Origin of the sequence: Citrobacter sp. MGH100, from assembly GCF_001034465.1 — a bacterium.
In the GTDB taxonomy this organism is placed as follows: Bacteria; Pseudomonadota; Gammaproteobacteria; order Enterobacterales; family Enterobacteriaceae; genus Citrobacter; species Citrobacter youngae.
The window spans coordinates 220553-241569 of the sequence record NZ_KQ089801.1; the positions used below are offsets into that span (position 1 = coordinate 220553).

The 21017-nt window shown below is 53.2% G+C and carries 21 protein-coding genes and 1 other annotated feature (1 of these 22 cut by a window edge); of the genes, 6 read left to right on the forward strand and 15 right to left on the reverse strand.

The features are described from left to right. Positions 1-107 (reverse strand) — a sequence feature (Thr leader region) (it extends 20 nt beyond the left edge of the window). The 3 genes from thrL to yjjY form a co-directional block, all read right to left on the reverse strand. After that, positions 37-102: a thr operon leader peptide gene (gene thrL / locus SK32_RS24770; RefSeq protein ID WP_032337689.1), complete on the reverse strand. Its 66-nt coding sequence runs from the start codon at positions 100-102 to the stop codon at positions 37-39. Its footprint overlaps the feature before it by 66 nt. A 206-nt stretch (positions 108-313) precedes the next feature. Then, positions 314-1000 (reverse strand): tRNA/rRNA methyltransferase, encoded by a 687-nt coding sequence (locus SK32_RS12675; protein ID WP_048212758.1) that lies wholly within the window; start codon positions 998-1000, stop codon positions 314-316. A 399-nt stretch (positions 1001-1399) separates the two neighbouring features. Beyond that, complete coding sequence (yjjY, locus tag SK32_RS26035) at positions 1400-1540, reverse strand: YjjY family protein (protein ID WP_001541509.1); 141 nt, start codon at positions 1538-1540, stop codon at positions 1400-1402. A 95-nt stretch (positions 1541-1635) separates the two neighbouring features. Here yjjY and arcA point away from each other — a divergent pair, with 95 nt between their 5' ends. Further along, on the forward strand, positions 1636-2352 hold the full coding sequence (gene arcA / locus SK32_RS12680; protein WP_001194359.1) for a two-component system response regulator ArcA: 717 nt from the start codon (positions 1636-1638) through the stop codon (positions 2350-2352). A 60-nt stretch (positions 2353-2412) separates the two neighbouring features. On the opposite strand, the gene creD is transcribed toward arcA, so the two are convergent. From creD to creA, 4 genes are read right to left on the reverse strand one after another with little or no spacing between them, the layout of a single operon-like run. Further along, positions 2413-3759 (reverse strand): cell envelope integrity protein CreD, encoded by a 1347-nt coding sequence (creD, locus tag SK32_RS12685; protein WP_048212759.1) that lies wholly within the window; start codon positions 3757-3759, stop codon positions 2413-2415. 57 nt (positions 3760-3816) lie between these two features. Next, positions 3817-5241, reverse strand: coding sequence for a two-component system sensor histidine kinase CreC (creC, locus tag SK32_RS12690; RefSeq protein ID WP_048212760.1), 1425 nt, complete (start codon positions 5239-5241; stop codon positions 3817-3819). Beyond that, positions 5241-5930 carry a two-component system response regulator CreB gene (gene creB, locus SK32_RS12695; protein ID WP_048212761.1) on the reverse strand — a complete coding sequence of 230 codons (690 nt, stop codon included), beginning with the start codon at positions 5928-5930 and terminating at the stop codon, positions 5241-5243. The genes creC and creB overlap by 1 nt, the downstream gene beginning before the upstream one ends. A gap of 12 nt (positions 5931-5942) precedes the next feature. After that, positions 5943-6416 (reverse strand): protein CreA, encoded by a 474-nt coding sequence (creA, locus tag SK32_RS12700; protein ID WP_048212762.1) that lies wholly within the window; start codon positions 6414-6416, stop codon positions 5943-5945. A gap of 211 nt (positions 6417-6627) precedes the next feature. Between creA and robA the strand changes: the two genes are divergently transcribed. Then, on the forward strand, positions 6628-7497 hold the full coding sequence (gene robA, locus SK32_RS12705) for an MDR efflux pump AcrAB transcriptional activator RobA (RefSeq protein ID WP_048212763.1): 870 nt from the start codon (positions 6628-6630) through the stop codon (positions 7495-7497). Here the strand turns inward: robA and gpmB are convergent. Continuing rightward, positions 7494-8141, reverse strand: coding sequence for a 2,3-diphosphoglycerate-dependent phosphoglycerate mutase GpmB (gene gpmB / locus SK32_RS12710; RefSeq protein ID WP_005123948.1), 648 nt, complete (start codon positions 8139-8141; stop codon positions 7494-7496). The two genes, robA and gpmB, sit on opposite strands and share 4 nt — an antisense overlap. A gap of 52 nt (positions 8142-8193) precedes the next feature. Here gpmB and yjjX point away from each other — a divergent pair, with 52 nt between their 5' ends. Continuing rightward, the gene (gene yjjX, locus SK32_RS12715; RefSeq protein ID WP_048212764.1) at positions 8194-8709 is read left to right on the forward strand and encodes an inosine/xanthosine triphosphatase; all 516 of its coding nucleotides are present in this window, start codon (positions 8194-8196) and stop codon (positions 8707-8709) included. 55 nt (positions 8710-8764) lie between these two features. On the opposite strand, the gene trpR is transcribed toward yjjX, so the two are convergent. Then, on the reverse strand, positions 8765-9091 hold the full coding sequence (gene trpR / locus SK32_RS12720) for a trp operon repressor (RefSeq protein WP_003837292.1): 327 nt from the start codon (positions 9089-9091) through the stop codon (positions 8765-8767). Between the two features lie 89 nt (positions 9092-9180). Then, positions 9181-11118: a murein transglycosylase gene (gene sltY / locus SK32_RS12725; protein ID WP_048213474.1), complete on the reverse strand. Its 1938-nt coding sequence runs from the start codon at positions 11116-11118 to the stop codon at positions 9181-9183. Positions 11119-11449: 331 nt separating this feature from the next. Between sltY and ettA the strand changes: the two genes are divergently transcribed. Continuing rightward, positions 11450-13117, forward strand: coding sequence for an energy-dependent translational throttle protein EttA (gene ettA / locus SK32_RS12730; RefSeq protein WP_048212765.1), 1668 nt, complete (start codon positions 11450-11452; stop codon positions 13115-13117). A 99-nt stretch (positions 13118-13216) separates the two neighbouring features. On the opposite strand, the gene nadR is transcribed toward ettA, so the two are convergent. From nadR to serB, 3 genes are all read right to left on the reverse strand, one after another. Beyond that, positions 13217-14446: a multifunctional transcriptional regulator/nicotinamide-nucleotide adenylyltransferase/ribosylnicotinamide kinase NadR gene (nadR, locus tag SK32_RS12735; protein ID WP_048212766.1), complete on the reverse strand. Its 1230-nt coding sequence runs from the start codon at positions 14444-14446 to the stop codon at positions 13217-13219. A gap of 65 nt (positions 14447-14511) precedes the next feature. Next, the gene (radA, locus tag SK32_RS12740) at positions 14512-15894 is read right to left on the reverse strand and encodes a DNA repair protein RadA (RefSeq protein WP_001728171.1); all 1383 of its coding nucleotides are present in this window, start codon (positions 15892-15894) and stop codon (positions 14512-14514) included. An 11-nt stretch (positions 15895-15905) separates the two neighbouring features. After that, positions 15906-16874, reverse strand: coding sequence for a phosphoserine phosphatase (gene serB, locus SK32_RS12745; RefSeq protein ID WP_048212767.1), 969 nt, complete (start codon positions 16872-16874; stop codon positions 15906-15908). A 115-nt stretch (positions 16875-16989) separates the two neighbouring features. On the opposite strand from serB, the gene SK32_RS12750 reads away from it, so the two are divergent. Next, positions 16990-17631 (forward strand): YtjB family periplasmic protein, encoded by a 642-nt coding sequence (locus tag SK32_RS12750; protein ID WP_048212768.1) that lies wholly within the window; start codon positions 16990-16992, stop codon positions 17629-17631. Positions 17632-17652: 21 nt separating this feature from the next. Beyond that, positions 17653-18669 carry a lipoate--protein ligase gene (lplA, locus tag SK32_RS12755; RefSeq protein WP_048212769.1) on the forward strand — a complete coding sequence of 339 codons (1017 nt, stop codon included), beginning with the start codon at positions 17653-17655 and terminating at the stop codon, positions 18667-18669. A 95-nt stretch (positions 18670-18764) separates the two neighbouring features. On the opposite strand, the gene deoD is transcribed toward lplA, so the two are convergent. Both deoD and deoB read right to left on the reverse strand, forming a co-directional pair. Then, a complete protein-coding gene (gene deoD / locus SK32_RS12760) occupies positions 18765-19484 on the reverse strand; it encodes a purine-nucleoside phosphorylase (RefSeq protein WP_000224864.1) in 720 nt (239 codons plus the stop codon). 203 nt (positions 19485-19687) lie between these two features. Then, complete coding sequence (gene deoB, locus SK32_RS12765; protein ID WP_003019037.1) at positions 19688-20911, reverse strand: phosphopentomutase; 1224 nt, start codon at positions 20909-20911, stop codon at positions 19688-19690. Between the last annotated feature and the right edge of the window lie 106 nt (positions 20912-21017).

A 21017-nucleotide genomic window follows, 5' to 3' on the forward strand; every position in this document is an offset into this window, starting at 1 on the left:
TTAGGTGCGGGCTTTTTCTTGTGTTTCCTGTACGCGTCAGCCCGCACCGTTACCTGTGGTAATGGTGATGGTTGTTGTAATGGTGATGCTGATGCGTTTCATGATGTTGTGTGCTCTGTAATTATTTATGACCTGTCTTGTATTCTTTTAGGGTTAAAGTATCTGCTGACCTAAGTCAATAAATTTTTAAATTGATCACATTCCGAAACTTGTTCACGAGCGACTGCTTGCCCTTTTATTTTCAACCAATACAGCGTGCGCACCCCACTTGAAGTCAGAATCAAACACTAAAAAATAAAACAAACAAGACATTTTATTTTGTAATATTTTTTTCGATATCATGTAAAAAACGGTGCAACATTGCCGTGTCTCGCTGCTCTAACAGACCCATTCGCTGTTGCAGCCAGTCCGTCAGCTTAATGTCGTCAGAAACGTTCAGCGTGGCTAATAAACGCAAAACACGTTCGCGCAATGCCTGTAGCTGATGCTCATCCGTCACCTCAATGTTTCTGGCCGGTTGTTGTATTAAACCTGCTAATTGATAGCAATACACCATCACCGCCTGCCCCAAATTGAGTGATGGATAGTCAGCCACCATAGGTACACCGGTGAGTACATCCGCCAGAGCCAATTCTTCGTTGGTCAACCCCGAATCTTCACGACCAAAAACCAGCGCGGCGTGATCCATCCACGTTGATTTTTCCTGCAACAGGGGAACCAATTCGACCGGCGTGGCGTAATAATGAAACTTCGCCCGGCTGCGCGCCGTGGTGGCGACGGTAAAATCCACGTCGTGAAGCGCCTCCGCTAATGTTGGGAAAACGTTAATATTATCAATAATATCACCCGAGCCATGCGCAACCCATCGCGTCGCAGGCGCCAGATGAGCCTCGCTATCAACGATCCGCATTTGTGTGAATCCCATGGTTTTCATAGCACGAGCTGCCGCGCCAATATTTTCGGCTCTGGCGGGAGCAACCAGAATAATTGTTAAACGCATTTTGATACTCTTTTTGACCGGCCTGCAGATAATTATGTGATGTGCATCAACATATTACGCAGCGCGAATTTACATATTTTTAACAGAAATCACTGAAAAAGCATTTTACATTCAGTAAAAAATGCTAAACTATTTCCTGCATGTACTATTGCTTTTTATGTTAACAGAAGTTGCATATCCTTCTGTTTATCCATGATAATTTGATTTAGAATGGTTCTCATAGATTGGATTCATTACATTTATTAATTAGCGCGTGCAACTAGTTGTAATATTGCAATTTTGTGATGAAAGCTATCATTTAGATACGTTGATTTCATCAAACTGTTAACGTGCTACAATTGAACTTGATATATGTCAACGAAGCGTAGTTTTATTGGGTGTCCGGTACGTCTTAGCCTGTTATGTTGCTGTTAAAATGGTTAGGATGACAGCCGTTTTTGACACTGTCGGGTCCAGAGGGAAAGTGCCCACGACCAAGCTAATGATGTTGTTGACGTTGATGGAAAGTGCATCAAGAACGCAATTACGTACTTTAGTCATGTTACGCCGATCATGTTAATTTACGACATGCATCAGGCAGGTCAGGGACTTTTGTACTTCCTGTTTCGATTTAGTTGGCAATTTAGGTAGCAAACATGCAGACCCCGCACATTCTTATCGTTGAAGACGAGTTAGTAACACGTAACACGTTGAAAAGCATTTTCGAAGCGGAAGGCTATGATGTATTCGAGGCGACAGATGGCGCGGAAATGCATCAGATCCTCTCTGAATATGACATCAACCTTGTGATTATGGATATCAATCTGCCAGGTAAAAATGGTCTTCTGTTAGCGCGTGAACTTCGCGAACAAGCTAACGTTGCACTGATGTTCCTGACGGGCCGTGATAACGAAGTCGATAAAATTCTCGGCCTCGAAATCGGCGCTGACGATTACATCACCAAGCCGTTTAACCCACGCGAACTGACTATCCGTGCTCGTAACCTGCTGTCCCGCACCATGAATCTGGGCACAGTGAGCGAAGAGCGTCGTAGCGTCGAAAGCTACAAGTTCAATGGTTGGGAGCTGGACATCAATAGCCGCTCTCTGATTGGCCCTGACGGCGAGCAGTATAAACTGCCACGTAGCGAATTCCGTGCCATGCTTCACTTCTGCGAGAATCCGGGCAAGATCCAGTCTCGCGCAGAACTGCTGAAAAAAATGACCGGCCGCGAACTGAAGCCGCATGACCGTACCGTTGACGTAACAATCCGCCGTATTCGTAAGCATTTCGAATCCACGCCGGATACACCAGAAATCATCGCTACCATTCACGGTGAAGGCTACCGTTTCTGCGGCGATCTGCAGGATTAATGTCATCCTGACTGGTATAAAAACGGCGCTTTATGCGCCGTTTTTCATTCTACTACGCCCCTATTTCCACAACCGTAATTCATCGTCCTCAGTTGCGTTCTCCTTTTTGGGCTTTGGCTGTGCAAGCCGGTGCCAATCAAGATGACGCGTCAGGAACATCACCCCACAAAGCGCCAGTAACAGCACGCCCGTTCCCAGCAGTAACGCGCTGTCCTGCGAACGCAACAGTACCCACATCACGCCATCCAGTCCCAGCAATGCTGCGGTAAAAAACAGACTGTTACGCCATCCCTGTAGTATCGCCTGTAAATACACGCCGTTCATCAGCGCGCCAACCAGGCTTGCCGTAATCCACGCCGCAGTAAAACCCACATGCTCCGACAGCGCCAACAACAGCAAATAGAACATCACCAGTGATAATCCCACCAACAGATATTGCATCGGGTGCAGACGCAGACTGGTCATACTCTCGAGCACAAAGAAAGACATGAAAGTCAGTGTAATCAATAAAATGGCATACTTTGTCGCCCGATCTGTCAGTTGATACTGATCCGCAGGCGTAGCCACAGCGACGCTAAACGCAGGCATGCCCTGCCAGCCAATCTTCTCATCGCCGAAGCGTTCTCCCAGATTATTCGCGAACCAGCTACTTTGCCATTGCGCCTTAAACCCTGACTCACTGATTTCACGCTTAGCCGGAAGAAAATCGCCGAGAAAGTTAGGGTGTGGCCAGTTGCTGGTCACAGTCATTTCGCTATTACGACCAACCGGGACGACAGAAAAATCACCGGTTCCACTCAGATTAAGCGACAACACGACACTGAGATTTTTTTCCGCCCAGCCGGCATCCGCTAGCGGAATGTGGATCCCCTGAGCACGGCCATCCAGCCCAGTACCGGGTTCGACCGCCAGTGATGTTCCATTAATCTGCGAAGCCTTCACGACGCCAATCCCGCGCGCGTCGCCCACGCCAACCACAATAAACGGTTTACCGACGCTGACATTGGGATGGTTTAAATCGCTCAGCCGTTCGGCGTTAAACTCAGCCTTCACCGATAAATCGTTGTGCCAGACCTGTCCTTCATAAATACCTATCTTCCGCGCTTCAACGTTCTGGTTACCCTCAACAACCAGCGATTCCGGCAACCAGAAGTGGATGTAGCTGCGCTTTCGCTGGATCTGTTTGTCACCTTCCAGCTCGGTATACAGTTCCGTCACCGGGACGGCAATCAGCGGGCCTACCACCTTTTGCGGCCCACTGGTGCTCTGTCGAATAGCATCTTCTACCTCACTACGGTAGTCCGACCGCTCAACAATAATCTGCCTGATCATCGTCAGTGGAATTAACAGCAGCAGCATAGCGCCACCTAAGGTGACTATTTTCCAAAACAGGGGGGATTTAAACATAGCGTTCTCCTTTGCGATATCAGCAAGGTAGAACAGCTATGTGCGGGGAATTTGAAGTTATGTGAAGTGACGGTGAAGTGTAAACGAGGCCTGCGCCCCGCCTTCTGGTCGGTTGCATAACGTCACGTCACCTCGATGCAATCGCGCAACCTCACTGACAAACGCCAGCCCCAGCCCACTACTCTTATGCCCATTCTCACGGGGCAGCGAGTAGAAGCGTTCAAAAATACGCGGCAACGCAAAGTCAGGTATGCCACTACCGTTATCACTGACCTGTATTGTGACGCGGTCCTCCTGCGAATGCGCGCTCAATACAATTGTCCCGTTCTCCAGCGTAAAATCGATGGCGTTATCCAGCAGATTACCCAACGCTTGCTCCAACAGTGCGGCATCGGCGGCAACCGTCAGCGATGAAGGTACAACGGTAAGCGTGATGTTTTTAGCCGCCAGTTGCACACTACGCGCCTCTTTAAGCTGGGTAAAAAGCGCATCTACCGCCACCGGCGTCAACGTAATGTCCTGTCGATTCTCCAGTCGTGCCTGGCGTAGCAAAGTTTCGACCAGCGCCTGCATGCGCGCATTCTGCGTCAGAATATTATCGGTGAAACGCGCAACCACGTTCGGCGGCGGCCCTTCGCGCAAAATCTCAGCCGCGCCGCGGATCGCCGCCAACGGGCTTTTTAACTCATGCGTCAACGCATAGACGTACTGCTCAATATAATTCTTGCCCTCCAGCTTCAGACGCATACTTTCCAGCGCCTGCGCCAACTTGCGTAGCTCACTGCTACCAAGATCAGGAAGCGCAACGGGGCGATCCTCAGTGACAGAATCAGCATAGCGTGCCAGCCGCGCGATAGACCGGTTTATCCACCATACCATCCCAAAGCCAATCACTAAGGCGATCCCCAGTAACACGGCGCTGGCCCACAGCATCCGCCGCTCACTGCGTTTAATCACTGGCGTCATTGCCGCATTCGGTTTACCAACGCTCAGCACCCCGATAATACGTCCGCCGTCAACAATCGGTGCGGCAACATACATCACCGAACTTTCCGGATCGGCCGTGTTCTGTGGCGTACTTCGTGCGCCATACTGCCCACGCAGCGTTAACCATACGTCGTTCCAGCGAGAATAATCTTCGCCGACGGCCTGGTTGGCGGAATCAAATACCACCTTGCCCTGCGCGTCCGTCATGTAGACGTGATACTCATTGCGCACTTTGTTAATGCCACTGATATTGGCGCGAAAAGGACGATCGTGCAGTTGCGAAAAGGCCTGTGCCAGCCTGCCGTTGGCGGGAGAGTCAGAGAGCAAGTCATCACGTGCCAGCGCGGCCAGCAGCGTGGCGGTATCAATTAAAGTGCCTTCGGTCGCCCGGCGCACGCCTGGCTTAATTTCCTGCACAAAGATAGACAGAACGAACCAGGCGGCGACGGCAACAATCAGAAAATAGCCGAGCAGCAAACGCATGCCAATGCGCATCAGACGCTCCTCAAGCTGTATCCCATACCGCGATGCGTATTGATGGGGGAAAGCTCGGGGTTGATGGCCCGCAGCTTGGCGCGCAACGTTTTGATGTGGGTATCAACCGTTCGGTCAAAGGTATCCTGGGCATCGGCCCAGACTAAATCCATTAACTGTTGGCGTGAGTAGACGCGTCCCGGCGACAACAGTAATGTCTTCAGCAACAAGAATTCATAGCGCGTCAGATTTAACGGCATCCCAAACCAGGTAATCTGTGCGGCAAGTTCATTGAGCTCAAAATCCCCACAGCGCGTCGCCGGTGAAGGCGTGGAGAATTTTCTCACCCGCCGCAGCAATGTACGCACGCGGGCGCACACTTCACGCGGAGAGAAGGGTTTCGCCACATAATCATCCGCACCAATTTCCAGCCCCAGCAGGCGATCGACTTCATCGCTACGCGCAGTCAGAAAGAGGATCGGTAATGCCGGATGGCGTTCCAGCAAGCGTCGGCACAGTTCAAAACCACTGATATCCGGGAGTCCGACATCCAGAATGATCGCATCCGGACATCTCTGGCGTGATTTTTCCAGCACGGGCAATCCACGCTCAAAAGCTTCAACGCTAAAACCTTCCTGCTGCAGCATGTAGATAAGCGTATCCGCAATCCCCTGCTCGTCCTCAACCAACCAGATCAGCGCCTGTTGCATTTTGCCTGCCTGTTATCGCTGCCACGGCATGATAGGTACCGCGCTGATAGCATTTTTGGGCGATCCATCAACCACCTTATCTGAATAGGCCAGATAGGCCAGCGCATTACGTTTTGCATCATAAAAACGCACGACCTGTAAGGATTTAAACACCAGCGATGTACGTTTCTTAAAGACCACCTCGCCCTGGGCTTTGCCGTTTTTAATTCTGTCGCTCAGCTCCACCGGCCCCACCTGCTGACAGGAGATAGCCGCGTCGGAAGTATCTTCAGCCAAACCCAGTCCACCTTTAATTCCACCGGTTTTGGCGCGGCTAACGTAGCAGGTCACATTGGTGACATCAGGATCATCAAATGCCTCGACCACAATTTTATGATCCGGTCCAAACATTTTGAACACGGTATCGACAGATCCAATCTGCTCCGCATGGGCAACCTGCGCCATCATCAGCAGAATTGAGGAAATGACTAAGCTCTTATATTTCATATTGTTACCATTTTTAAAAGTTACTCTGTGCAATTATTCGACATTCTAAGATAAAACGTATATAGATCACAGGATTACAATAATCACGCTTTCGTATGTCCGAAAAAAGCATTTATGAGCAAAAAAAACACTGAATGCTAAAACAGCAAAAAATGCTATTATCCTCATACCTGACGTCAGGTACTCGTTGTTGAAAGGATGAGGATATTTTATGGATCAGGCTGGCATTATTCGCGACCTCTTAATCTGGCTGGAAGGCCATCTGGATCAGCCTTTGTCGCTTGACAATGTGGCGGCAAAAGCAGGCTATTCCAAGTGGCATCTGCAGAGAATGTTCAAGGACGTGACGGGCCATGCTATTGGCGCCTATATCCGCGCCCGCCGTTTATCGAAGTCCGCAGTGGCGCTACGCCTGACTGCGCGTCCGATTCTGGACATCGCCCTGCAGTATCGCTTTGACTCTCAACAAACCTTTACCCGCGCGTTCAAGAAACAGTTTTCTCAGACGCCTGCGCTGTATCGTCGTTCGCCGGAATGGAGCGCTTTCGGTATTCGCCCGCCGATGCGACTGGGTGAATTTGCGATGCCTGCGCATGAGTTTGTCACGCTTGAAGATACGCAACTGCTTGGCACTACGCAAAGCTATTCCTGCTCGCTGGAACAGATTTCAGATTTCCGTCATGAAATGCGGATCCAGTTCTGGCGCGACTTCCTCAGTCAGGCTCCTGCGATCCCGCAGGTTCTGTACGGACTCAATGAAACGCGCCCCAGCATTGAGAAAGATGACGAACAGGAAGTGTTTTATACCACCGCGCTCACACCAGAGCAGGCCAACGGATACGTGCAGTCGGCGCAACCCATCCTGTTACAGGGCGGCGAATATGTGATGTTTACCTATGAGGGTCTGGGGACGGGCGTGCAGGAGTTTATCCTGACGGTTTACGGCACCTGCATGCCGATGCTGAACCTGACGCGCCGTAAAGGGCAGGATATCGAGCGATACTACCCGGCAGAAGATGCCAAAGCGGGAGATCGCCCTATTAACCTGCGCTGCGAATTCCTGATTCCGATTCGCCGCTAGCGCTGCAGTTCATCCAACGCAGGGGCGTCCAGATGAGAGATGTCCCCTGCCGTTTCAACTACCCATCCCGGTGCCAGCCATAAACTTTCCTGGTAATCGACACGAGAAATAGAGCAGTTGCGCAGACGCAGGCGACGTTCAGCCCATGCCGGTAATCCCAGAATCGTACTCACCAGGCAACCCAGCGCGATACCATGACTGACCAGCAGCGGTCGACTCCCCGGCGGCAGTTCCAGACAGGATGCCAGCGCCGCGTTAACGCGATCGCTCAGTTCCTGCATCGATTCCCCTTCAGGAATACGGCCATCCACCGTACCGTTCACCAACTGACGACGCCAGCCCTCTTCCTCCGGCGTCAGCGTATCAATATGACGTTGCTCCAGCACGCCCATATTCAGTTCACGCAGACGTGAGTCATAGGTGATATCACAGCCGCAGGCCTGGGCGATGATTTCTGCGGTGCGTCGTGTACGACCTAAATCGCTACTGATGACATGCGTAATACCAAACGAGCGGGCGCGTTCACCCACCTGCATGGCTTGCTGCTCACCTTTAGCGGTCAGTGGGCTGTCTGACTGGCCTTGAATACGTCGCTCGGCGTTCCACTGCGTTTCGCCATGGCGAACAAGGTATACCTGTAACATGCTTTTTTTCCGTTATACTGCGATGCGATGAATTTTCAAACTGAGCTTAATTATGCACAAGGTTATCTCTGCGACCACCAATCCTGCCAAAATTCAGGCAATTCTGCGGGCATTTGAAGAGATTTTCGGGGAAGGATCCTGCCATATTGAACCCGTCGCCGTCGAGAGTGGCGTGCCGGAACAGCCTTTCGGAAGCCAGGAAACGCGCACTGGCGCACGAAATCGCGTTAATAACGCGCGTCGTCTGCACCCGCAGGCTGATTTCTGGGTCGCTATTGAAGCGGGAATTGACGATGACGCCACCTTTAGTTGGGTGGTAATTGATAACGGCGTCCAGCGCGGCGAAGCCCGTTCAGCCACGTTGCCATTGCCTGCTGTCATTCTCGACAGAGTCCGCTTGGGTGAAGCGCTCGGCCCGGTAATGTCGGACTATACAGGTATTGATGAAATTGGCCGTAAAGAGGGTGCAATCGGCGTCTTTACCGCAGGTAAGCTGACGCGCTCGAGCGTCTACCACCAGGCGGTGATTCTGGCGCTCAGCCCGTTTCATAACGCGGTGTATTTATAGCATTGTGCCGGATGTTCAATCGTAGGCCGGATAAGGCAAAGCCGCATCCGGCGGATCAATTTTTCCCGAGCAACACCTGTTCCAGCCACTGACGCAGATCCACCGGTGCGGATTTGAGGCTGTTCGACCCTCGCGTAATAGTAGCAATCCCCGCCCCGAGCTCGTTTTTAAGCTCACGCTGGCTCATCTCACCGCGCAGCAGCTCTTCAATGATACGCACACGCGTGCCCAACGCTTCACGCTCATCCGGCGTTAACATCAAATTGAGCAGTGGCAGGTGTAAATCTTGTTCGTAGGCGTGTTTAAGCAGATCGACAAAACGTAACCACTCCTGGTGACGTTGTTCTGCCATCTCTGCTGAATAGGGTGATTGCTGAGTCATAAGATATCGCCATCGTTGCGGGGGAAGCGTGCTTGCCTCCCCCTTTTGTACTCTTTAACGAGTACGATAGCATAACACAATCGACACGATCAGTAACGACGTTGCCATTCTGCGTCGCTCATCAACTCCGGTTTATCGCCGAGGAAATAGCGATAGTACGCATCGTAAGCCAGCACGTTCTTCACATAACCACGCGTCTCTGAGAATGGAATGCTCTCGACAAACGCGACGGCATCAATGCGGCCAGCGCTATTGCCAAGCCAGGTGCGAACGCGCCCCGGACCGGCATTATAGGCTGCTGACGCAAAGATGCGGTTATTGCCAAATTGCTGATACACGTACTGCAAATAGCTGGTTCCGATGTTGATGTTGGTATCAGGATCCAATAGCTGGCTCGGACTGCTGTAACCTGGAATCGAGAACATTTTCACCGTATGCGTCGCCGTACCCGGCATAATCTGCATCAGCCCGCTTGCGCCTACCGGTGATTTAACTTTCGGGTTCCAGGCGCTTTCCTGACGCGCTATCGCCATCGCATAACTTGGCGGAATATCTTTGCCGCGGGTATAGCGGGTAAACAGATCCTTGTAGGCCAGAGGGAAACGTTCTTCCAGGTGATCCCACAGCTTACCGGCGATCGTGGCCTGAACGCTCAGATCCCACCAGTGATTGTTGAACGCGTAACGCGCCAGTTGTGCCTGTTCAGACTTCGTGCGGCTGGTAACCAGATTCGCCCACTCACTGCGCGCGGTATTATCCATGTTCCAGTACATCAGTTCACGAACACGCGCCATTTCTGGTCCCTGAGTTAGCGCAGAGTCAACGTTGTCCGGCGCTTTATCCACTTTCAGCGCGTACTCTTCGCCCAGACGCTGTGCCGCCACCATCGGGTAGAAACCGCGCTGCTGCATGAGTTGGTGCAGGATCTCTTTGGCTTCCGCATCGCGTCCGCGCTCCAGCAGCAGATCCGCTTGCCAGTAGCGCCACTCATCTTTTTCTTTGGCTTCCATTGGCAGACGCGCCAGCCAGGTATTCAGGCCACGGCGATCGCCGGTTCCCAGCGCCATGCGCACCCGGCGCTCCACAAGCGAGGTGGAGTTGGAGCGCATAATCGCATCATCACGCCATTTGGCCTGCTCGTCGGTAACGTCATTACCCATCAGGCGCCAGGCAACAATATCGCGCAGATCCTGGGTTTGCTCGTCATTCAGCTGCTGCGCTTGCACCAGCGAGGGGATCATCAGGCGGGCGTTTTCCACATCCTGGCGCGCCACGCTGGCAAAAGCCACCGCCGCCATCTGGCGCGTAAAATCTGTTGCTCCAGTTGTCCGCGCAAAGGTCATCACCGAATTAGGATCGTTGGCCAGCGCGATAATTGCCTGCGCAATTGTCTGATACTGTGCAGGCATCTGTCCGGCCAGCGCGGTCACCAGTCCGGTATTCCCGGCTTTCATCGCCAGACGGATACGTTCCAGATACGCCAGCGGATCCTGAGTACCGGAAGCGCGCCATACGCCGAATAATTTGTCACAAGCGTTCGGCTGGCTTTTGCCGGTTAACCACAGTTCTTTTGCGCCCTGCCAGGCTTCTTCGGTTTGTCCGGTGCTCCATTTCGCATAGTAGTAGTTACATTGCGCTTCGGTAGTGCCAGGCTTATCCGGGCTGAACGCCAGCAGTCCACGCCAGTCTTCGCGGCGCGCCAGTTCGTTCACGAAACGCGATTGCAGCGTACGCGCCGGGGGCAGCGTCGGGTTGGCGCGCACAAAATTGGTGACGGTAATGGTGGGCTGATTCACCAGATCGTCAGTGATCTGGCGATATTCCAGATAAGGATACAGAGGATAGTTCTTCAGCCCGGGCATCATCTGCTCTACGACGTCCATTTGTCGGTTATCCCAGGCTTGCTTAATTTGCGCATAGCGATTGCGCTGCTCATCCAGGGAATCGGCTCGCGCCACTTGACTGACCGTCAGCAGACATACGCTGGCCGCCAGCAGGCGCCAGGTAAATTGTTTGGCTTTGTCCACAAGCTCTTCCTCTTGTCGTTTACGTCTGTGCAGCATCATGCCGCTTAATTCATTCATGCTAACCAGACATTGCAGAATGTGCCACGTCACGGACACTTTTTTACTTTTGTTGCGAGTGAGATCTGCTGGCTGGGATTGGGCAATGAAAAAGGCTACACTTCGCCTTTGATAACTATTTACCAATAATTAGCCCTAAATAATTCAAGTTGCAGCAAGGCGGCGAGGGAGTGAATCCCCTGAGCGTACAAAAGTACGTGACTGGGGTGAACGACACAGCCAACGCATCTGCGGCTTGAAGTATGACGGGATAAACATTAGAGGCGAGTCCAACGTGGCCCAATTCGTTTATACCATGCATCGTGTCGGCAAAGTCGTTCCGCCGAAACGTCATATTCTTAAAAACATCTCACTGAGCTTCTTCCCTGGCGCCAAAATCGGTGTACTCGGTCTGAACGGCGCGGGTAAATCTACCCTGCTGCGCATCATGGCCGGCATTGATACCGATATCGAAGGCGAAGCTCGCCCACAGCCTGGCATTAAAATCGGTTACCTGCCGCAGGAACCGAAACTAAACCCGGAACATACCGTTCGCGAATCCGTTGAAGAAGCGGTTGCCGAAGTGGTTAACGCGCTGAAAGGTCTGGATGAAGTGTACGCCAAGTACGCAGAGCCAGACGCCGACTTCGATAAACTTGCTGCGCAACAGGGCAAGTTTGAAGAGATTATTCAGGCGCACGACGGTCATAATCTGAATGTACAGCTCGAACGTGCCGCCGATGCCCTGCGTCTGCCGGACTGGGATGCCAAAATTGAGAAGCTTTCCGGTGGTGAACGCCGCCGCGTCGCGCTGTGCCGCCTGCTGCTGGAAAAACCAGACATGCTGCTGCTCGACGAACCGACTAACCACCTGGACGCCGAATCCGTGGCGTGGCTGGAACGCTTCCTGCATGACTTCGAAGGCACCGTGGTGGCCATTACCCACGACCGTTACTTCCTCGACAACGTAGCGGGTTGGATTCTGGAGCTTGACCGCGGTGAAGGTATTCCGTGGGAAGGTAACTACTCTTCCTGGCTGGAGCAGAAAGATCAGCGTCTGGCCCAGGAGGCCTCTCAGGAAGCGGCTCGCCGTAAATCCATTGAGAAAGAGCTCGAGTGGGTACGCCAGGGCGCTAAAGGCCGTCAGTCTAAGGGCAAAGCCCGTCTGGCGCGCTTTGAAGAACTCAACAATACCGAATACCAGAAACGTAACGAAACCAACGAACTGTTTATTCCACCAGGACCTCGTCTGGGCGATAAAGTCGTTGAAGTCACCAATCTGCGTAAATCCTACGGCGATCGCGTACTGATTGACGATTTGAGCTTCTCAGTACCGAAAGGCGCTATCGTCGGCATCATCGGTCCGAACGGCGCGGGTAAATCGACCCTGTTCCGCATGATGTCCGGTCAGGAACAGCCTGATAGCGGCACCATTGAGCTGGGTGAAACCGTGAAGCTGGCGTCCGTTGACCAGTTCCGTGATGCCATGGACAACAGCAAAACCGTGTGGGAAGAAGTGTCCGGCGGGCTGGATATCATGAAGATCGGCAACACCGAGATGCCAAGCCGCGCCTACGTAGGCCGCTTTAACTTCAAAGGTGTGGATCAGGGTAAACGCGTCGGCGAGCTGTCCGGTGGTGAGCGTGGTCGTCTGCACCTGGCGAAGCTGCTGCAGGTTGGCGGTAATATGCTGCTGCTCGATGAACCAACCAACGACCTGGATATCGAAACCCTGCGCGCGCTGGAAAACGCCCTGCTGGAGTTCCCGGGCTGCGCGATGGTTATCTCGCACGACCGTTGGTTCCTTGACCGTATCGCCACCCATATTCTGGACTACCAGGATGAAGGTAAAGTGGAATTCTTCGAAGGTAACTTTACCGAATACGAAGAGTACAAGAAACGCACGCTGGGCGCGGATGCGCTGGAGCCGAAGCGTATTAAGTACAAGCGTATTTCTAAGTAATTAGCGTTAAGCGCCGGATGGCGGCGTGACGCCTTATCTGGCCTACGAGGTTAGTGCGACTTGTAGGCCGGATAAGCGCAGCGCCATCCGGCATGTAAACTATCTCTGTTCGCCCATCAACTCTTTTACCAGCTCCACGCAGCGCAGGAAGCGACCATCGTAGTCCGGCTCCTGAACGTGCACAAAATCGATGTTGTTTTCCTGTAACATCTCCACCAGCAGCGTCTGAAACGCTTTTCTGTCAACCGAGCTGCCAAGGCTGCGCAAACCATCTGCCACCCACGGGGTGTTGTTTTCCAGCAGGATAACCAGGTCAAAGCGATACTCGTCAATCAGCGCCTGCACAAACGGGTGTTCACGCCCTTCGTACTTTTTGCAGAAGGCCTGAGTGGTCACAAAGTCAGTGTCGATAAATGCCACTTTATTGGCATATTTCACCGCGAAATCAATGTACTGTGCCTGTCCCAGCGCGATCTTATCGTAGTCCGAGTACTGCAACGCCATCTCATCGCCGCCCAAATGGGAGAAAACGTAATCACGCCCATATTCCCACGCACTGGTGGTGTTAAAAATGTTGGCGAGCTTGTTCACCAGCGTCGATTTACCGCTCGACTCCCCGCCGAGGATCGCCACGGTGCGCACGAAAAACGGCTTCACTTCGGTGGGAATATACTCCCAGTAGCGAAACGGGTTCTCACGGATTTGCCCGCCGCTGATGCTCATAAACGTCCGCTTGGGATCCACCAGCACGGTTTCGATCCCCAAATGTTCGAGGTATTGCGGGGCATCTGACTCTTCAGAGGTGTAGATCCAGTTTGGCTGGATCCCTTTCTCCTGCATGAACGTTTTTATTCCGTTGCTCCACACGTCCCAACCATGTGGATACGGCTCCATGCCCTCTTCATTGAAGGCATGAATACGAATATTTTTCTGATACTTAAAGGTTTGCAGCAGCCAACGCAGACGATCGGGCACCGTGGGCTGTTGCGACATGGCGCTGTCTTCAAACAGACTACGATCGCGCGTGTCGTCATAGCCCATAATGATATGCAGTTCATCGACCTGACTACAGGCGCGCTGGATAAGATAGATATGGCCGGTATGCAGCGGATAAAACTTACCGAATACCACACCGATATTTTTCTGCTGACGCGGAAACTCCAGTCCGAGAAAACGGTGCAACGCCTCCAGCTTTTGCGCGCTGGGGCTTTTAATTTTGGCATTCAGAAGCTGGCTTAGATATCCCTTGGTCATGCCACTGGCATCCGCCACCTGTTGCAGGGTACAGCCCTTTTGCTTAATGGCGGTTTTCAGATAATCAAATGACACAAGAGCCTCCTGCTGTAAAAATAAACGTAATACCCAATGCCGTCGGAAAGACGGCGGGTATTTGATTATAGGTCGTCAAACACGCTTAACGCATCCGCAAGCTTCTTAACGCCAAAGACCTGCATCCCTTCCGGTACTTTTTTCGGTACGTTAGCGGCAGGAACAATCGCCCGGCGAAAACCGTGTTTCGCCGCTTCCGAAATACGCTCCTGCCCGCTGGGTACCGGACGGATTTCGCCTGCCAACCCCACTTCGCCAAAGACCACTAAATCCTGTGGCAGCGGTCTGTCGCGCAGGCTGGAGACCATTGCCAACAGCAGTGCCAGGTCGGCGCTGGTTTCGGTAACCTTTACGCCGCCGACCACGTTGACGAACACGTCCTGATCCGCCATCTGTAAGCCGCCATGACGATGTAACACCGCCAGCAGAATCGCCAAACGGTTTTGTTCCAGACCGACCGCCACGCGACGCGGGTTCGCCATCATTGAGTGATCGACCAGCGCCTGAATCTCTACCAACAGTGGGCGCGTGCCTTCCCAAACCACCATCACCGAACTACCGGAAGTGACTTCATCGCCACGGCTTAAGAAGATTGCAGACGGGTTGCTGACTTCGCGCAGCCCCTGCTCGGTCATGGCAAAGACGCCCAGCTCATTCACCGCGCCAAAGCGGTTTTTGTGGCTACGCAGAGTGCGGAAACGGGAATCAGCGTCACCGTCGAGCAACACCGAGCAGTCAATACAGTGCTCCAGCACCTTCGGCCCGGCCAACGAGCCATCTTTGGTGACGTGGCCAACCATCACAATCGCCACGCCGCGCGTTTTGGCAAAGCGCGTCAGGTAAGCCGCAGTTTCACGCACCTGCGCCACGCTGCCCGGCGAAGACTGAATGTCCGCCATATGCATCACCTGAATGGAGTCGATCACCATCAGTTTCGGCTGTTCTTCTTCGGCAATCAGGCAAATTTGTTCGATACTGGTTTCCGACAGCATGTTCAGGTTCGCCGTCGGCAGGCCAAGTCGATGCGCGCGCATCGCCACCTGTTGCAGCGACTCTTCGCCAGTGACGTACAGGGTTTTCATCTGCTCAGCGAGCCTACACAGCGTTTGTAGCAGCAGCGTTGATTTCCCCGCGCCGGGGTTACCGCCAATCAGAATAGCGCTGCCAGGCACCACACCGCCGCCGAGCACGCGGTCAAACTCTTTAAATCCGGTAGAAAAACGCGGCAGTTCCTCAAGGCTGATGTCAGAAAGCTTCTGCACTTTTGCGACGCCCGCATTTCCGGCGTAGCCGCTGAGTCGCTCGTTGCGCGCCACCGTTGGCGACGCGGCAAGGCGCACCTCGGTTATGGTGTTCCAGGCCTGACAGGCGCTGCATTGCCCCTGCCAGCGCGGGTAATCGGCCCCGCATTCATTACAAACAAAGGCGCGTTTAGGAGCTTTTGCCACGTTTTACCTCATTATTTCTGATTCATGCTGCCAGAGAGAATGCAGAACACGCCCATCAGGTCAGCGTGACGGATAGTAATCTCCGTCTTTTCATTCACTTTGGGTTTCGCATGATACGCAATGCCCAGCCCGGCTGTTTTGATCATCGGTAGATCGTTGGCGCCGTCGCCGATCGCCACCGTCTGCGCCATCGGGATCTCATATTCTTGCGCCAGGCGGCTCAGAGTACTGGCTTTGTACTGCGCATCGACGATATCGCCGATCACGTTGCCAGTGAATTTACCGTCCATGATCTCCAGCTCATTCGCTACAGCTGCCGTCAGGCGCAGCTTGTTACGCAAATAATCGGCAAAGAAAGTAAACCCGCCAGAAGCGATAGCCACTTTCCAGCCGAGCGTTTCCAGTTTTAACACCAGCTGAGTCAGGCCTGGCATCAGCGGCAATGTTTCGCGCACCTGGTGCAGAATGTTGGCATCAGCCCCCTTCAGCGTCGCTACGCGGCTGCGCAGGCTGGCGGTAAAATCCAGCTCGCCGCGCATCGCACGTTCGGTGACTTCGGCAACCATTTCACCGGTCCCGGCCAGTTTGGCAATTTCATCAATGCATTCGATCTGGATAGCCGTTGAATCCATGTCCATCACCAGCAAACCCGGCGTGCGCAAATGCGGAATTTTACCCAACGGGGCAACATCCAGTTTGGCATCATGCGCCAGTTTTGCCGCACGCGGCGTTAACGAGCCCGCCAGACGAATCACCTGATAATCCTCAACGCACCACGCCGCCACGATCACCATCGCCGCGCCCAGTTTGCTCTGGTATTGCGTTAAACGTTGTTTATCCAGCCCACGACCGTACAGCAGCCAGCCACTGCGGCCCGCGTGGTAATCCAGCGGCATGACTTCATCACCGCTTAAAGAGAGGGGCAGACCTGGCCACAGAGAGACATCTTCAGGTAGATCGCACCAGGTAATGTTAGGCATTAAAGCTCCTGTAAAATCGTTCGGGTCGGAATCATCAGGGGAAAATAACGCATGAGGCTACCCTGTAACCAGCGCTTCTGGCAACATTAAGCCTCAAATTTTCAGCAGGTGGAATATGGCTCGCGCAAAACTGAAATTCCGACTTCATCGTGCAGTGATTGTATTGTTCTGTCTCGCGTTGCTTGTCGCCCTGATGCAGGGTGCATCCTGGTTTAGTCAAAGTCACCAGCAGCAACGTAATCCGCAGTTGGAAGAACTGGCGCGTACACTGGCCCGCCAGGTCACCTTAAACATCGCGCCGCTGATGCGCACCGAAACACCGGATGAAAAGCGCATTAAAGCCGTACTCACGCAGTTAACGGAAAGTAGCCGTATTCTGGATGCGGGCGTGTACGATGAACAGGGCGATCTGATTACCCGCACTGGTGAGAGTGTCGATGTCCGTGACCGGCTGGCGCTCGATGGCAAAAAAGCCGGGGGCTATTTTAATCAGCAAATCGTTGAGCCCATTCAGGGGAGAAACGGCCCGCTGGGTTATCTGCGCCTGACACTCGACACCCACACGCTTGCCACCGAAGCGAAGCAGGTAGACAACACCACCAACATCTTACGCCTGATGCTGCTTCTGTCACTGGCTATTGGTGTAGTCCTCACACGTACATTATTGCAAGGCAAGCGTACCCGCTGGCAGCAATCCCCTTTCCTGCTGACCGCCAACAAACCGGTGCAGGAAGAAGACAACGAGAAAAAAGAGTAATTCAAAGAAAGGAAATCGACCATGACCACACTACGCCTGCTTATCTCAGACTCTTACGATCCGTGGTTTAACCTGGCGGTTGAAGAGTGCATTTTTCGCCAGATGCCCGCCACGCAGCGCGTCCTGTTCTTGTGGCGTAACGCCGATACGGTGGTGATTGGCCGGGCGCAAAACCCGTGGAAAGAGTGTAATACCCGCCGGATGGAGGAAGACAACGTGCGGCTCGCCCGTCGCAGCAGCGGCGGCGGCGCGGTGTTCCATGACTTAGGTAATACCTGCTTTACCTTTATGGCTGGTAAACCGGAATATGACAAAACCATCTCCACGGCAATAGTCCTCAATGCGCTGAATACGCTGGGCGTAGAAGCTGATGCCTCCGGGCGTAACGATCTGGTGGTGAAAACGCCGGATGGCGATCGTAAAGTATCTGGTTCTGCTTATCGTGAAACGAAAGACCGCGGATTCCACCACGGCACGCTATTGCTGAATGCCGATCTCAGCCGCCTGGCAAACTATCTCAATCCCGATAAAAAGAAACTTGCCGCTAAAGGCATCACTTCGGTTCGCTCGCGCGTGGCGAATTTGACCGAGCTGTTACCGGGCATCACCCATCAACAGGTCTGTCAGGCCATCACGGAAGCCTTTTTCGCCCACTACGGCGAACGCGTAGAAGCCGAGGTAATCTCCCCGGACAAAGCGCCGGATCTGCCGAACTTTGCCGAAACCTTTGCCCGCCAGAGCAGTTGGGAGTGGAACTTTGGTCAGGCGCCGGCCTTCTCGCACCTGTTGGATGAGCGTTTCACCTGGGGCGGCGTTGAGCTGCATTTCGACGTTGAAAAAGGCGTGATTACCCGCACCCAGGTCTACACCGATAGCCTCAATCCCGCGCCGCTGGAAGCGCTGGCGGGTCGTCTGCAAGGATGCTTGTATCGTGCGGATATGCTGCAACAAGAGTGCGAGGCGCTTCTGGTTGATTTCCCGGAGCAAGAAAAAGAGTTACGCGAGCTGTCGGCATGGATTGCCGGAGCGGTGCGTTAAGCACTGGCCTGAAATTGCCGGATGGCGGCTGCGCCTTATCCGGCCTACATACTGCTGTAGGCCCGGTAAGCATAGCGCCACCGGGCACAAACAACTTACTCTTTATCGCCCAGCAGAACGGATTCCAGTGCGATTTTGATCATGTCGTTGAAGGTCGTCTGACGTTCAGCGGCAGTGGTCTGCTCGTGAGTACGGATATGGTCGGATACAGTGCAGATGGTCAGCGCTTTCGCACCAAATTCAGCCGCAACGCCGTAGATGCCCGCCGCTTCCATTTCCACGCCCAGCACGCCGTATTTTTCCATCACGTCGAACATTTCGCCGTCCGGAGAGTAGAACAGATCAGCGGAGAACAGGTTACCCACGCGCGCGTCTACGCCCAGCGCTTTTGCTGCATCAACGGCGTTACGCACCATGTCGAAGTCAGCAATAGCTGCAAAGTCATGATCTTTAAAACGGATACGGTTAACTTTGGAGTCGGTGCAAGCACCCATACCGATAACCACGTCACGCAGTTTAACGTCCATACGCACAGCGCCGCAGGAGCCTACGCGAATGATTTTCTTCACGCCGAAATCGGTGATCAGCTCTTTGGTATAGATGGAGCAGGACGGGATACCCATACCGTGGCCCATTACGGAAATCTTACGGCCTTTGTAGGTACCGGTGAAGCCTAACATGCCGCGAACGTTGTTCACTTCACGAACATCTTCGAGGAAAGTTTCAGCAATATGCTTTGCACGCAGCGGGTCGCCCGGCATCAATACGACGTCAGCGAAATCACCCATTTCTGCATTAATATGTGGAGTTGCCATTTTTTATCCTTATTTCGTTGTTATTGCCTGATGGCGGCTACGCCTATCAGGCCTACAAAACGTATGCAAAACAGTGAAATACCCTAAGGATTTCGCGTTGTAGGAAGGCGACGAATTCGTGAATCCCCGGGAGCATAGATTAACTATGTGACCGGGGTGAGCGAATGAAGTCAACGCATCTACAGCGCGAAAGACAACGGGTATTACAGCATGTTTTTACCGTAGTCCATCGGCGACGTACCAAAGTAGCTCGCCAGCGTCTGGCCGATATCCGCGAAGGTTTCACGGTGACCTAAAGAACCTGGTTTCACTTTCGGGCCGTAAACCAGTACCGGAATGTGTTCACGGGTGTGGTCAGTCCCGGTCCAGCTCGGGTCGCAGCCGTGGTCAGCGGTCAGGATCAGAATGTCATCTTCCCCCACCAGCTCCATCAGCTCAGGCAGACGGCGGTCGAACAGTTCCAGACCTGCGGCATAACCGGCGATATCGCGACGGTGACCCCAGGAAGAGTCGAAATCAACGAAGTTGGTGAAGACGATGGTCTTATCACCGGCTTCTTTCATCTCTTTGATGGTGGCGTCAAACAGCGCGTCCAGACCGGTGGCTTTCACTTTTTTGGTGATGCCGCAGTTCGCATAGATATCCGCGATTTTACCCACGGAAACCACGTGGCCGTCTTTCTCGTCGACCAGTTTCTGCAGCACGGTCGGTGCTGGCGGCTCAACGGCCAGATCGTGACGGTTACCGGTACGCTGGAAGTTACCGGCTTTATCACCGATAAACGGACGCGCGATAACACGACCGATGTTGTAACCACCTTCGGTCAGTTCCTCACGAGCGATTTCGCACAGTTCGTAGAGTTTATCCAGGCCAAAAGTCTCTTCGTGACAGGCAATCTGGAACACGGAGTCAGCGGAGGTATAGAAAATCGGCTTGCCGGTTTTCATATGCTCTTCACCCAACTGATCCAGAATCACGGTACCGGAAGAGTGGCAGTTACCGAGGTAGCCCGGCAGGTTGGCACGTTTTACCAGTTTATCCAGCAGTTCCTGCGGGAAGCTGTTTTCATGATCGGAGAAGTAACCCCAGTCAAACAGAACCGGTACACCGGCGATTTCCCAGTGGCCAGACGGTGTGTCTTTCCCGGAAGAGAGTTCATGCGCCCAGGCGTAGGCACCAATCACTTCCGCATTACCGTCCATGCCGGCAGCAATTTTACCAGTAGAACCTTCGTGAGCTTTCACCAGGCCCAGACGGGTCAGGTTAGGCAGATTCAGTGGGCCTTTGCGACCATTGTCAGCTTCACCTTTCGCACAGGCTTCTGCAATGTGTCCCATAGTGTCTGAACCTACGTCGCCAAAGCGATCCGCATCTTCAGTCGCACCAATACCAAAGGAGTCCAGCACCATAATAAATGCACGTTTCATCTTGTTCTCCATTACCCGTCATACTTCAAGTTGTCGATGCGTTGACTTCACTCATTCACCCCAGTCACGTACTGATGTACGCTCCCGGGGATTCACTCGTTTGTCG

What these genes read in the sequence shown, in the direction of transcription:
- SK32_RS12675 (WP_048212758.1), bottom strand. Translation starts at nt 1,000, where the DNA reads ATGCGTTTAACAATTATTCTGGTTGCTCCCGCCAGAGCCGAAAATATT.
- yjjY (WP_001541509.1), bottom strand. Translation starts at nt 1,540, where the DNA reads ATGACTAAAGTACGTAATTGCGTTCTTGATGCACTTTCCATCAACGTC.
- arcA (WP_001194359.1), top strand. Translation starts at nt 1,636, where the DNA reads ATGCAGACCCCGCACATTCTTATCGTTGAAGACGAGTTAGTAACACGT.
- creD (WP_048212759.1), bottom strand. Translation starts at nt 3,759, where the DNA reads ATGTTTAAATCCCCCCTGTTTTGGAAAATAGTCACCTTAGGTGGCGCT.
- creC (WP_048212760.1), bottom strand. Translation starts at nt 5,241, where the DNA reads ATGCGCATTGGCATGCGTTTGCTGCTCGGCTATTTTCTGATTGTTGCC.
- creB (WP_048212761.1), bottom strand. Translation starts at nt 5,930, where the DNA reads ATGCAACAGGCGCTGATCTGGTTGGTTGAGGACGAGCAGGGGATTGCG.
- creA (WP_048212762.1), bottom strand. Translation starts at nt 6,416, where the DNA reads ATGAAATATAAGAGCTTAGTCATTTCCTCAATTCTGCTGATGATGGCG.
- robA (WP_048212763.1), top strand. Translation starts at nt 6,628, where the DNA reads ATGGATCAGGCTGGCATTATTCGCGACCTCTTAATCTGGCTGGAAGGC.
- gpmB (WP_005123948.1), bottom strand. Translation starts at nt 8,141, where the DNA reads ATGTTACAGGTATACCTTGTTCGCCATGGCGAAACGCAGTGGAACGCC.
- yjjX (WP_048212764.1), top strand. Translation starts at nt 8,194, where the DNA reads ATGCACAAGGTTATCTCTGCGACCACCAATCCTGCCAAAATTCAGGCA.
- trpR (WP_003837292.1), bottom strand. Translation starts at nt 9,091, where the DNA reads ATGACTCAGCAATCACCCTATTCAGCAGAGATGGCAGAACAACGTCAC.
- serB (WP_048212767.1), bottom strand. Translation starts at nt 16,874, where the DNA reads ATGCCTAACATTACCTGGTGCGATCTACCTGAAGATGTCTCTCTGTGG.
- SK32_RS12750 (WP_048212768.1), top strand. Translation starts at nt 16,990, where the DNA reads ATGGCTCGCGCAAAACTGAAATTCCGACTTCATCGTGCAGTGATTGTA.
- lplA (WP_048212769.1), top strand. Translation starts at nt 17,653, where the DNA reads ATGACCACACTACGCCTGCTTATCTCAGACTCTTACGATCCGTGGTTT.
- deoD (WP_000224864.1), bottom strand. Translation starts at nt 19,484, where the DNA reads ATGGCAACTCCACATATTAATGCAGAAATGGGTGATTTCGCTGACGTC.
- deoB (WP_003019037.1), bottom strand. Translation starts at nt 20,911, where the DNA reads ATGAAACGTGCATTTATTATGGTGCTGGACTCCTTTGGTATTGGTGCG.